We start from the raw sequence: 13,204 nt of genomic DNA, 5'->3' as shown, positions 1-13,204 counted from the left end.
TAAAAATTATAGAATAAAGCCTTATGTTAAAAATCACTCTTCCAGACGGAAGCATCAAAGAATTTGAAAATGCAGTAACTGCAATGGATGTGGCTAAATCTATCAGTGATGGTTTGGCGCGTAACACAATTTCCGCAATTGTAAATGGTAAGCAAACCGAGGTTACCACGCCTATTACGGAAGATTCTACGGTGCAACTCCTTACGTGGAATGATGATATGGGAAAGAAAGCTTTTTGGCACTCTTCTGCCCACCTATTGGCACAGGCTATTTTAGAGTTTTATCCAGATGCAAAACTTACCATAGGACCTGCCATAGAAAGCGGTTTCTATTATGATGTAGATTTTGGAGACGAATCTCTTTCCGAAAAGGATTTTGAAAAGATAGAGAAAAAAATGTTGGAAAATGCAAAGAAAAACTCCACATTCAATCTCTATGCTGTTTCTAAAGAGGAAGCTCTGAAAGAATATGCAGACAATCCATATAAGACAGAATTGATTGAAAACCTCAACGATGGAGAAATCACATTCTGTACCCACGATAACTTTACCGACCTTTGTAGAGGAGGGCATATCCCATCTACAGGAATTGTAAAAGCCGTGAAAATCCTGAATGCAGCAGGAGCCTATTGGCGTGGAAATGAGAATAACCCACAGCTTACAAGAGTCTATGGTATCTCTTTCCCGAAACAAAAAGACCTTACAGAATACCTAGAAAGATTGGAAGAAGCCAAACGCAGAGACCATAGAAAACTAGGGAAAGAATTAGGCATTTTTGCATTCTCCGAAAAAGTAGGGGCAGGCTTACCACTTTGGTTGCCAAAAGGGGCTGCTTTGAGAAAAAAACTGGAAAACTTCCTTTCAGAAGCACAGAAAAAGGCAGGTTATGAGTTTGTGATGACGCCACACATCGGGAATGTAGAGCTGTATAAAACCTCTGGACATTTCCAAAAATATGGTGCGGATTCTTTCCAAACCATCAAAACACCACACGAAGGGGAAGAGTTTATGCTAAAACCAATGAACTGCCCACACCACTGCGAAATTTATAAAGTAGGGCAATGGTCATATAAAGATTTGCCAAAAAGATTTGCAGAGTTTGGAACCGTGTACCGCTATGAGCAAAGTGGAGAGCTTCACGGGCTTACAAGGGTAAGAGGTTTTACGCAAGATGATGCCCACTTGTTCTGTACGGCAGATCAGCTGTTAGAGGAATTTGAAGGCGTGATAGATTTGGTAATGTATGTTTTCAAAAACCTTGGTTTTGAAGATTTTGTGGCTCAGGTATCCTTAAGAGATCAGGAGGATCACGATAAATATATCGGTACCGATGAAAATTGGGAAAAAGCCGAAAATGCCATTATTCAAGCAGCAGCCAATAAAGGTCTGAAAACAGTGGTAGAATACGGTGAAGCCGCATTCTATGGACCAAAATTAGACTTTATGGTAAAGGACGCTTTGGGAAGAAAATGGCAATTGGGAACTATTCAGGTGGACTATAACCTACCAGAACGATTTGATTTGCACTACATTGGTAGCGATGGCGAGAAGCACCGTCCAGTGATGATTCACCGTGCTCCATTCGGTTCTATGGAGCGTTTTATCGCTATTTTATTAGAGAATACAGCGGGAGATTTCCCATTGTGGCTGGCTCCAGAGCAGTTCATTATCCTTCCAATTTCAGAAAAATATGTAGATTATGCTAAAAAAGTTTCTCAATTGCTGGAAAATCACGATATTAGCGGTCTCATAGATGAAAGAAACGAGAAAACAGGTAAAAAAATTCGTGATGCGGAGATTAATAAGTATCCGTTTATGCTTATCGTAGGAGAGAATGAAGAAGGAAATGGCACCGTTTCTGTAAGAAAAAGAGGAGAGGGTGACCTTGGCACAATGAGCGTAGAAGATTTTGCCAATTACTTCAAAGAAACCGCAAAACTGAATGTGAGTTTTCACTAATTTAGAAATAAAATCATTTATCTAAGGATAAATTTTAGAAAGAATATTAACTTAAAAACATAAAACAATAGCACAGAAATTTAATCCCAGAGGAAGAGGCCCACAAAGGCGTCCACAGCAGGAAGACGCACATCAAATCAATGAAAAAATACGAGCTAAGGAAGTTCGTTTAGTGGGTGATAATGTGGAACCAGGTGTGTATCCACTTGCAAAAGCACAGGAAATTGCCAATGAGCAAGAGCTAGATTTGGTAGTGATTTCAGACAAGCAAGAGCCATACATTGCAAGAGTTTTGGATTATAAAAAATTCCTTTATGAGCAAAAGAAAAAGCAAAAGGAATTGAAAGCCAAACAAGTCAAAGTGGTGGTGAAGGAGATTCGTTTTGGCCCTCAAACCGATGATCACGACTATGAGTTCAAGAAGAAACACGCTGAAAAATTCTTGGAAGAAGGCTCTAAACTGAAGACTTATGTATTCTTTAAAGGGCGTTCCATTGTGTTCAAAGATCAGGGAGAGATTCTACTTTTGAGATTGGCTCAAGACCTAGAGCACGTGGGCAAGGTAGATCAGCTTCCGAAGTTGGAAGGCAAGCGTATGATTATGATGATGAGTCCGAAGAAGACTGTAAAATAAATTTTAAAGGTTAATCAAAAAAACTGGGTTTTCTCTATGGAAGCTCAGTTTTTTCTTTGATACGCGATAAAATGATTATTAACATTTTTTAACAAATATTATTGTTATTTATCATTCTCATCTCATTGATATCCAATAATAATTTCTATTTTTGGTCGTTATTAGAACATCTGTGAATAAAAAAACGATTGGTTTAGAATGAGTTTTTTGAAATCACTAAACATAAATTGAGAATGAATCATATTAAAAAATATATTTCCTTTTTGTCTTTGGTTTTGGTTGGTTGGTCATCGGGGCAATATTCTCCGTCTACGCATTACGCCTCTATGTACGAAAATCAAGTGTCGGTTGGTGCTATTTCTAATACCAAAGAAACACTATCAAACGCCAGTCCAAAGGAGGTGTTTGATTACAGCTTGTCGCAGTTGATGTCTGACCCTGTGTTAAGAAATGCCAGTTGGGGATTTGTCTTGTACGACCCTAAAACCAATAAAGTTCTTAGCTCGTATAATGAAGCTACGCCTTTAATTCCTGCTTCTACCACTAAGCTATTGACCACCGATACAGCATTGTCGCTTTTGGGGTCTAAGTTTCGCTGGGTAACGCAGCTAGAGTATTCTGGCAGTATAGATGCAGAGGGAACGCTCAATGGTAATCTTTATATTGTGGGAAGTGGTGACCCATCATTGGGAACTAATAAAGCAGGAGCTTCTACCTATGGGGCTATTGCTTCAGATTTTCTCTATGCCATTAAAGAGAAAGGCATCAAGAAAATTACGGGAGACATCATTCTTCAGACGGCAGTTTTCAAAGAAAATAAATTACCTACTTTGCCCGCTAATATTGTTTGGCTTGAGCATCAAAACTATTTCCTTCCCGTAGGTTCTACCCAAGATATAGACCCGAGAAAGGAAAAATCTGTGGTTGCCAAGAAAGACCCTTTTAGCAATAAAAAACAATATTTTTATATCTCACCATATACTCATAAGTTGGTTTATGCTGATGAATTTGAAGGAGCTTGGACTTCTACACAGATAGCACCTACACCACAGTATTTAGCCAATCTTCTAAAAGCTAATTTAGCAAAGAGCGGCATTATAGCGGGGAAAGTGACCGAAAAACTCGTGGATAGAGACCCCGAAAGTAGAACGAAAATTACCGCTTATCATTCACCGATGCTGAAGGATATTGTTTATGATATCAATCAGAGGAGCGATAATGCTTTATCTGAAGCATTGCTGAAAACGGTAGGCTTCCAGAGAGATGGCGATCAAACCATTAATAGAGGGAGAAGCGTAGTAGTAGAACATTTAAGGGATAAAAACTTTGATACTTCGGATTTGGTGTATATGGATGGTAGCGGTCTATCCAGAAGCCATAGGGTAACGCCTATTTCTCAGGTGAAATTCTTATCCGCACAGATGAAAGAATCTTATTATAAAGATTTTTTTGATTCTTTACCTATCGCTGGGCAAACAGGCACCCTCAAGAAACGATTTTTCGGAGAGGCTTATGGACAAGTTTTTGCTAAAACAGGTACATTGAATAAAGTGAAAACCTTGGCTGGCTATGTCAAAACTAGGAGTGGTAAGACCTTAGCATTTTCATTTTTGGTGAATAACTACGCGGGGAGTGTAGATCAAGTGAATAAGAAAATGGAATACCTCCTAGACCAAGCCATCAATCTATAAATTCAAATTAAAAAATAATTCATCCACCACTTTCAACCTTGGAAGTGGTTTTTTTGTTATTTTTGTAGGGATTAAAAACAATAATAAAAAGTCAAAAATATGATTTCTAAAACATTTCTTGAAACTTTACAATCTGAATTAGCCAATATTGAAAACGATGGACTCTACAAAAGAGAACGCATCATCACCTCCCAGCAGTCTGCGGAGATTGTAGCCAATGGGAAAACACTTCTCAATTTCTGTGCAAACAACTACCTTGGACTATCCAACCACCCCGAAGTGATGAAAGCTTCACAAGACGCTATTGCGTCTCACGGATACGGAATGTCCTCGGTAAGGTTTATCTGCGGAACGCAGGATATTCATAAAAATTTGGAAGCCAAGATTTCCGAGTTTTTAGGAATGGAAGATACCATTCTTTATGCAGCGTGTTTTGATGCCAATGGTGGGGTGTTCGAGCCATTATTCACCGCTGAGGATGCCATTATTTCAGATGAACTTAACCACGCTTCTATTATTGATGGAGTGAGGCTCTGTAAAGCCGCAAGATACCGATACAAAAACAACGATATGGCAGATTTGGAAGCCCAGCTGATAGAAGCTTCCAAACAAAATCACCGTTTCAAAATCATCGTTACCGATGGGGTATTTTCTATGGATGGTATTGTAGCAGATTTGAAAGGCGTTTGTGATTTAGCAGAGAAATATGATGCTTTGGTAATGGTGGATGATTCTCACGCTACGGGATTCATCGGGAAAACAGGAAGGGGAACCCACGAGGCTAATGATGTGATGGGTAGAGTAGATATCATCACTTCTACTTTAGGAAAGGCATTAGGAGGGGCATTAGGAGGCTTTACTTCTGGTAAGAAAGAAATCATTGATATGCTCAGACAGCGTTCTCGCCCATATTTGTTTTCCAATTCTTTAGCTCCAGGTATTGTAGGGGCAGCTACCAAAGTTTTGGAAATGATATCCGAAGATACTTCACTAAGGGATAAAGTAATGGCAAATGCAGAATACTTCCGTACCGAGATGAAAGCCAAAGGCTTTGATATTCCAGATGGTGATGCAGCCATTGTTCCTGTGATGCTTTACGATGCTCCTTTGGCTCAGCAGATGGCAGAGAAAATGATGGAAGAAGGCATCTATGTTATTGGTTTCTTCTATCCCGTAGTACCAAAAGGAAAAGCCAGAATCCGCGTACAGCTTTCTGCGGCTCATACCAAAGAACATCTGGACAAGGCGATTGCCGCTTTTGAAAAAGTAGGAAAAGAACTAGGCGTTATCTAAATCTATCAAAATAAAAAGTATAATGAAAAGACATCTAAGCTTTTGGTTTGTTTTACTTTCTGTTTTTATTTTTGCTCAGAAAGGAAAAAAAGACACCATCATTTTGGACAAAGAAGATGGCGTGAAAATTACCTCTCTGCCATACTATAACTTTGGTAAAGGGGTAGGAATGACCTCGCCTGATAGCTTATTTCAGATGAATATCCGTTTCCGAATGCAAAACCGTTTGGAAATCCTAAACGAGGATAATGAAACATCTTACGATGCTCAAATCCGAAGATTAAGATTGAGATTTGATGGTTATGTAGGAAATCCAAAATTCCTTTATGCCATTCAGCTTTCCTTTGCACCGCGAGATGTAGGACCTTTAGAAGCTTTGGGCGACCTGAACATCATCCGAGATGCGATGATTTTCTATGTTCCTAGTAAACATTGGAACTTTGGATTTGGACAAACCAAACTCCCTGGAAACCGCCAGAGGGTCAACTCATCAGGAGCATTGCAACTGACTGACCGCTCCATCAACAATGCTACTTTCAATATTGATAGGGATTTTGGTTTCCAGTTTTATTATTTGAACAATTTTAAACCCAATAATTTCGGGTTCAATATTAAAACCGCGGTTACCACAGGAGAAGGACGAAACTGGACTAAAACCAAAGACAATGGTCTTGCCTATACGGGTAGGGTAGAGCTTTATCCATTAGGCTCTTTCAAGAAAGGTGGAGAGTATTTTGAAGGGGATTTAATGAGAGAACCTTCGCCTAAGTTGTATGTAGCATCTACCTATCACTACAACCAAAAAGCGAAACGAACAGGTGGGCAGCTCGGCAGTTTGCTCCACGAGGAGCGTAATATTTCCTCTTTTTTAGCAGATGCTATGCTGAAGTACAATGGCTGGGCAGCGATGACTTCCTATATGCGTAGAGATACGCCATCCAACACATCGGTAACTTTTAATCCCGATGATGTTACCAAGTACAATTATGTTTACTCTGGGCAGGGTTATGACGCACAGCTGAGTTATGTATTTCCAAAGAAATGGGAACTGATTGGAAGGTATTCAAGGATGTTGCCAGATAGCGAAGTGTTCCAATACACACCGAAGCAAACGCAAGTATCCTTTGGCGTAACAAAATACATTTGGGAACACGCCTTCAAGGCACAGTTTGAAGTTACAAAAAACTATTTCCAATATTACGACCAATCTAAAAGGGATAATTGGTATGTAAGGCTCCAAATCGAAATGGGGATATAGTTTTGAGAAAAATTACGAAAAGATGGCTGTTACTCTATGTAGTGGCCATCTTTGTTTTGAATCAGGGATATGATTTTTTTTAATCAAAGTGTAGTTTTTCAAAATAACCTTCACAATGGGCAAGATGAGTACCATACCAAGAGAAGGCTTCACCATCTACCAAGATGACTTTCTTTTTGGGAAACTTTTCTTGAAAATCTATTCTATGCCGCTCTTTGAAAGGATATGGTTCTGATGAAAGGAAGATACAATCGGCTAAGGATAGTTCTTGCTCAGAAATAATGGGATAGCGATTGCTGTTCTTGAAAATAGAATGAAAACCAAAATGTTCCAATACAGAATGGATGAAGGTATCGCCGCCTACGCTCATCAGAGGTTGATTCCAAATAAGATACGCACACGATAGATGGCGTGTAGGGCAAGGCTCTATTATCCTCTTGATACGCTCTACAAAGGTTTGTGCAGTGGACTTTCTGCGAAGTCTTTCACCTAATTCTAATAAGAATGAATAATTGCTATCCAAATCATAAATATCTGTAACCCAAACTTCCGAAAAATCCATCAACAGCTCTACTTGCTCTTTTACCTTTTCTTCTTTATTGGCAATGATAAGGTCTGGCTTTAAGGCTTTAATTTTATCTATATGAAGATTTTTAGTACCTCCGATGATGGGGACTTTACCCACTTTTTCCTTTGGATGAATGCAAAATTTGGTGCGTCCAACAATCTGATTGTCTTCTAAACCAAAATCAAAAAGCGTTTCGGTGATGGAAGGAACTAAGGATAAAATTCTCATAGCACAATTGCTTAATCATAAGTTAGGTGTAAAAATAAGTTTTTTTTAGATACTAAAATTTTGTTTTGATATTTTCTATTCTGATTATAATGGTTTGATTTTTAATTAAATAAAATAATCGATTGAATTTTTTATCACCAGAGTAAAAAGTTAATAAAAAAGTGTATCTTAAAGCACTGAAAAAATAAATACAATATACTATGCCTGCATAATGTTTTTTTAGTATATTAGCGAACATAAACAATGTCAAAATAATTATTAAGTCAATATGAAAATATTAGTTTGCATCAGTAGTGTACCAGATACTACATCAAAAATCAATTTTACTGCGGATAAGTCTGCATTTGACAAAAATGGAATCCAATGGGTGATTAATCCCCTAGATGAATTTGCACTTACAAAGGCCATCCATCTACAAACCTCGCAAGGGGCTACCGTTACGGTAGTGAATGTAGGTGGTGCTGAAACTGAAGCCGTTATTAGAAAAGCATTAGCAATAGGAGCCAATGATGCTATCCGCGTGAATGTAGAGCCTAAGGACAGCTTCTCTACTGCCAAGGAAATTGCTGCTGTAGCACAAAGTGGAGGATATGATTTGGTGCTATGTGGTAAAGAATCTTTGGATTATAATGGTGGTTCTGTACCAGCTATGGTAGCACAGTTGCTAGGGCAATCTTTCGTAAATGCTGCCGTAGGTTTAGAAGTTGGTGGAAGTGAGGCTACAGCCGTTCGTGAGATTGAAGGAGGAAAAGAAACCGTATCAGTAAAACTTCCAGCAGTCATTGCAGGGCAAAAAGGTCTTGTAGATGAGAAAGAATTGATTATTCCTAATATGCGTGGAATTATGACGGCAAGAACCAAGCCCCTCAATGTAGTGGAGCCTACATCTTCTGAAGTGAAAGTGGGAGCTGTTTCCTTTGATGCAGTACCTCCAAGAGCTGCTGTGAAAATGGTATCTGCAGATAACCTTGATGAATTAGTAAGATTGCTACACGAAGAAGCAAAGGTTATTTAATTCACCATCCTTGTTTAAAATCTTATTTTAAAAATTCAAAACTAAAATTATGTCAGTATTTGTTTACGCAGAAAATATTAACGGAACATATAAAAAAGCTGCTTTTGAAGCAGTATCTTACGCAAAAGCAATTGCGACACAAAAGGGCGATAGCGTAACGGCGGTTACCATCAACCCTGCTGATGCTTCAGATTTATTATACCAATATGGAGCTGATAAAGTGCTACACATTCAAGATGAAGGCTTAAAGAGCTTCAGTGCAAAGGCATACGCTCAGGCTCTAAATGAAGTAGTAGATGGTGATATTATTGTTTTTCCTCATACTACAGACGCTTCTTCTATCGCTCCTATGCTGGCTGTTGAGAAAGGTTTTTCTCTTATTACCAATGCCTTAGAAGCACCTTCTAATATCGCCCCTTTTGAGGTGAAAAGAAAAGTGTTTTCAGGAAAAGGATTTATGGTAGCAAAAGCAGAGGCGGCAGGTGTTGTAGTTACGGTATCTCAAAATGCTTTCGGGGCAAAAGACAACGCTGTATCAGGAACGGAAGAAGTGAAAAACTTATCTGTAACCAACGATGATATTAAAGTAGTTTCTCAAGAGCAATCTTCTGGTAAGTTGGATTTGAAAGAAGCTGAAATTGTAGTTTCAGCAGGAAGAGGAATGAAAGGACCAGAAAACTGGGGAATGATAGAGGAGTTGGCTAATGTTTTAGGAGCTGCTACTGCTTGTTCCAAACCAGTATCAGACATTGGCTGGCGATCTCATAGTGAACACGTGGGGCAGACGGGTAAAGCCATCGCACCCAATTTATACATCGCTGTAGGAATTTCTGGAGCCATTCAGCATTTGGCGGGAGTCAATTCTTCTAAAACCATTGTTGTCATCAATAACGATGCAGAAGCTCCATTCTTTAAGTCAGCAGACTATGGAGTGGTAGGCGATGCATTCCAAATAATCCCTGCTTTAACAGAGAAAATCAAAGCACTGAAAGGATAATCAAAAGTCAAATTATAATAGTAATCCGAATGTTTATAATGAGCATTCGGATTTTTTTGTAAAGTCTTAGAGAGAATCTACGCCATAGTTTTTTTGAATATCCAATAAAATGGCGTAACTTTGTGAGCGACCATAAGAATAAAAAAATAATTAAAAATCAACAATATGTCAAAAGCAATTTCGCAAGTTCCGTTTGCGGTTAATGAACCTGTAAGAAACTATGAACCAGGTTCTCCAGAGGTGAAATCTTTGTTGGATACCTACAAAAAAATGTGGAATGAAAAGGTAGAAGTACCTATGTACATCGGTAATCAGGAAGTGAAAACCGATAAAAAAGTACGCATAGAATCTCCACAAGACCATCAGCACGATTTAGGCTTTTATTACGCAGGCGATATGTCTCACGTAGATGCAGCAATAGAGGCGGCTCTAGCAGCTAAAAAACAATGGAACGCCTTAGGATGGGAGCAGAGAGCTTCTATCTTCCTAAAAGCAGCAGACCTTTTGGCAGGGCCATACAGAGATAAACTGAACGCTGCTACTATGATTGGACAAGGGAAAAATGTACATCAGGCAGAGATTGATTCTGCGTGCGAATTGATAGACTTCCTTCGTTTCAATGTAGAGTTTATGACAGAAATGTATGCAGAGCAACCTGTATCCAGCGAAGGTATTTGGAATCGTTCAGAATATAGACCATTAGAAGGATTTTGCTTTGCTGTAACACCATTTAATTTCACCGCTATTGCAGGTAACTTACCATCTTGTATGGCAATGATGGGTAATGTAGTGGTTTGGAAACCATCTCACTCTCAGGTATATTCTGCTAAAGTTATTATGGAACTCTTCAAAGAAGCAGGCCTGCCAGATGGCGTTATTAATGTCATTTATACTGATGGAGCACAGACCGCTGAAAAAATATTGTCTCACCCAGACTTCGCAGGGCTTCACTTCACGGGCTCTACTACTGTATTCCAAGGAATGTGGAAAATGATAGGAGATAATATCCACAAGTATAAAACTTATCCAAGAATCGTAGGGGAGACTGGAGGTAAAGATTTTGTAATGGTACACCCAAGTGCCGATGCTACAGCGGTGGCTACAGCATTGGTAAGAGGAGCTTTTGAGTATCAAGGGCAAAAATGTTCTGCAGCATCTAGAGCTTATGTCCCAAAATCACTTTGGGCAGATGTGAAAAAGGTAATGGGAGAGCAATTGGCTTCCATCAAAGTAGGAACGCCAGAGGATACTTCCAACTTTGTAAATGCCGTAATCCACAGAGGGTCTTTTGATAAGTGTAAAAAATATATAGACAATGCTAAGAACGATGCCGATGCTGAAGTTATCTTTGGAGGAACTTATGATGATTCTGTAGGTTATTTTGTACAGCCAACAGTAATAGAAGTGTCTAATCCTCATTACGCTTCAATGGAAGAAGAAATCTTTGGGCCAATCCTTACGGTTTATGTTTATGAAGATGAAAAATGGGCAGAAACATTAAAATTGGTAGATGAAACTTCTCCTTATGCTCTTACGGGGTCTATCTTTGCGAGAGATCGCTATGCTATAGACGAGGCGTACCACGCTTTAGAAAATGCTGCGGGTAACTTCTACATCAATGATAAACCAACGGGTGCTGTGGTTGGTCAGCAACCATTTGGTGGTGCCAGAGCTTCTGGAACCAATGATAAAGCAGGTTCTAAAATGAACTTATTGAGATGGGTTTCTGTACGCTCTGTGAAGGAAACTTTCGTTTCACCAAAAGATTATAAATATCCATTCTTAGGATAAAAAAATAATCATCTGAAAAAGAGCTGTTCCAATAAAAATGGACAGCTTTTTTATTCAAAAAAAACATTTTAGCATAATATTTGCCTCATAGACGGTGTATAAATCATTTAAAAAAAGTTAAAAATTATGAAAAAAATCTTTTTCGCTGCAATGGGAGCAGCTTTGGTACTTACTGCGTGTAACAAGAAAGAACAAGTAGAAACTGAAACTGTAGTAGTAGAAGAGCCAGTAAAGGTAGATTCTGTAACCACAGATTCTGTAGCAGTAGCATCTGATGTTGTAACGGCTAACTATGTAAGCAACGATGGCAAAACCAAATTCAAAGCGGTTTTTAATACAGCTGAAGGTACTGCCGAAGTTACCAATGAAACCACAGGGAAAGTTTATCAAATGAAATCTGCGGTATCTGCTAGTGGTTCTAAATTTGAGGATGCAGATAAAAACTTCTTCTGGACAAGTAAAGAAGGCTTTATGTTCGGAAATGGAGATACTACCGAAATCGAAGGTAAAGAAGTGAAATAAAATTCATTAATTTAGGTTTAAATAAAAGAAGCTGTTTCCATCCGAAACAGCTTTTGTTATTTAGTTTTCTCCCTTTTGATCTACCACAATTTTATCTTTTCTATTCGCCAATTCCCAAGCGGTGGCAAATATCAATTGGGTTCGCTTTTTCAGAAGGTCATAGTCTATTTTATCAGGAGTATCGGTTGTTTTATGATAATCTTCGTGAACGCCATCAAAGAAAAAAGTAGCAGGAATATTATGCTTAGCAAAGTTGTAATGGTCTGAGCGATAGTATAATCTCATAGGGTCATTTGGGTCATCATATTTATAATTGAGTTCTAGATTATGCGTACTTTTATTAGCCGCTTCATTGATTTTTTTCAAATCTGAAGACAGCTTATCCGAACCAATAACATAAACATAGTTTTTCCCAAGGTTATCGGCATCACTTCTACCAATCATATCAATATTGATATTTACAACAGTGTTGCTAAGCGGGAAAATAGGATTTTCTACATAATATTTAGAACCTAATAAGCCAATTTCCTCAGCCGTAAGATGTAAAAACAATACCGAACGCTTGGGTGCTTTGCCTCTTTTTTTAGCTTTCTGAAAAGCTTCTGCAATTTCCAATAATGCCACGCTACCACTACCATTGTCATCGGCTCCATTGTAGGCTTTTCCGTCTTTATTTTGTCCGATGTGGTCATAGTGTGCAGAGATGACAACAATTTCATCTGGTTTTTCTGTTCCTTCTATGTATCCTAAAATATTATCAGAATCAGGATAGGTGTTTCCCCTTCGCGTTCCAAAAAATGATGATGGAATGGTTTGGTAAAATCCATTCATACTTTTAGGGTGGGAGATGCCATATTTTTTATATTCATTGGTAATGTATTCCGCAGACTTTCTGATGCCCTCGCTCCCCGTATTTCTACCTTTCATTTCCTCTGAGGCAATGGTGTAGAGGTGTTTTTTCAGGTCGGCAGTGGTGATAGATTCATAAGATTGCTTGAAGGTGTTCCCCGTGTAGCTGAGATTGGTAGCACAGCTGGTAGCCAAGACTAAAGTAATGCTTGCAAAAAATAGTTTTTTCATTGATTAAAATTTTGAATGCCTAAAAGTACTAATATTTGCCGAAAGAACAAGAATTTCCTTATAAAAAGGTAATATTTAGTTTCAAAAACCAACTTCAGCCCTTTTTAAATATTTAACTTAAAATTCATAAACTTTTGTTTAAAATGCGAGTGGATAAAACTTATATTCG

Annotated in this window: 11 protein-coding genes; 9 read left to right on the top strand and 2 right to left on the bottom strand. The window is 38.5% G+C overall.

Annotated elements, in window-relative coordinates; all coding sequences use genetic code 11:
- Positions 1-23: 23 nt before the first annotated feature.
- The 5 genes from thrS (at position 24) to ACFFUE_RS01060 (ending at position 6,834) form a co-directional block, all read left to right on the top strand.
- On the top strand, positions 24-1,958 hold the full coding sequence (gene thrS, locus ACFFUE_RS01080; protein ID WP_376832043.1) for a threonine--tRNA ligase: 1,935 nt from the start codon (positions 24-26) through the stop codon (positions 1,956-1,958).
- A 67-nt stretch (positions 1,959-2,025) separates the two neighbouring features.
- Entirely contained in the window at positions 2,026-2,592 is a 567-nt protein-coding gene (gene infC / locus ACFFUE_RS01075; RefSeq protein ID WP_376832210.1) for a translation initiation factor IF-3, read from the top strand.
- Positions 2,593-2,825: 233 nt separating this feature from the next.
- Complete coding sequence (dacB, locus tag ACFFUE_RS01070; RefSeq protein WP_376832041.1) at positions 2,826-4,283, top strand: D-alanyl-D-alanine carboxypeptidase/D-alanyl-D-alanine endopeptidase; 1,458 nt, start codon at positions 2,826-2,828, stop codon at positions 4,281-4,283.
- Positions 4,284-4,382: 99 nt separating this feature from the next.
- A complete protein-coding gene (kbl, locus tag ACFFUE_RS01065) occupies positions 4,383-5,576 on the top strand; it encodes a glycine C-acetyltransferase (protein ID WP_376832039.1) in 1,194 nt (397 codons plus the stop codon).
- A 22-nt stretch (positions 5,577-5,598) separates the two neighbouring features.
- Positions 5,599-6,834, top strand: coding sequence for a porin (locus ACFFUE_RS01060; protein WP_376832037.1), 1,236 nt, complete (start codon positions 5,599-5,601; stop codon positions 6,832-6,834).
- Positions 6,835-6,913: 79 nt separating this feature from the next.
- On the opposite strand, the gene ACFFUE_RS01055 is transcribed toward ACFFUE_RS01060, so the two are convergent.
- On the bottom strand, positions 6,914-7,630 hold the full coding sequence (locus ACFFUE_RS01055) for an ABC transporter substrate-binding protein (protein WP_376832034.1): 717 nt from the start codon (positions 7,628-7,630) through the stop codon (positions 6,914-6,916).
- 268 nt (positions 7,631-7,898) lie between these two features.
- Here ACFFUE_RS01055 and ACFFUE_RS01050 point away from each other — a divergent pair, with 268 nt between their 5' ends.
- The 4 genes from ACFFUE_RS01050 to ACFFUE_RS01035 all read left to right on the top strand — a co-directional run bounded on the left by ACFFUE_RS01050 (position 7,899) and on the right by ACFFUE_RS01035 (position 11,955).
- On the top strand, positions 7,899-8,645 hold the full coding sequence (locus ACFFUE_RS01050) for an electron transfer flavoprotein subunit beta/FixA family protein (RefSeq protein WP_327984587.1): 747 nt from the start codon (positions 7,899-7,901) through the stop codon (positions 8,643-8,645).
- 49 nt (positions 8,646-8,694) lie between these two features.
- Positions 8,695-9,642: an electron transfer flavoprotein subunit alpha/FixB family protein gene (locus tag ACFFUE_RS01045; protein WP_376832032.1), complete on the top strand. Its 948-nt coding sequence runs from the start codon at positions 8,695-8,697 to the stop codon at positions 9,640-9,642.
- Positions 9,643-9,807: 165 nt separating this feature from the next.
- Complete coding sequence (pruA, locus tag ACFFUE_RS01040; RefSeq protein WP_376832030.1) at positions 9,808-11,433, top strand: L-glutamate gamma-semialdehyde dehydrogenase; 1,626 nt, start codon at positions 9,808-9,810, stop codon at positions 11,431-11,433.
- A 126-nt stretch (positions 11,434-11,559) separates the two neighbouring features.
- Positions 11,560-11,955, top strand: a complete 396-nt coding sequence (locus ACFFUE_RS01035) for an MliC family protein (RefSeq protein ID WP_376832028.1) — start codon at positions 11,560-11,562, stop codon at positions 11,953-11,955.
- Between the two features lie 60 nt (positions 11,956-12,015).
- Here ACFFUE_RS01035 and ACFFUE_RS01030 read toward each other — a convergent pair whose 3' ends face one another.
- Entirely contained in the window at positions 12,016-13,035 is a 1,020-nt protein-coding gene (locus ACFFUE_RS01030; protein ID WP_376832026.1) for a M28 family metallopeptidase, read from the bottom strand.
- Positions 13,036-13,204: the final 169 nt, after the last annotated feature.

Origin of the sequence: Bergeyella porcorum, assembly GCF_042427575.1 — a bacterium.
GTDB lineage: Bacteria > Bacteroidota > Bacteroidia > Flavobacteriales > Weeksellaceae > Bergeyella > Bergeyella porcorum.
Note: the sequence above shows the minus strand (reverse complement) of the source record. Positions and strands in the feature narration are given on the sequence as shown.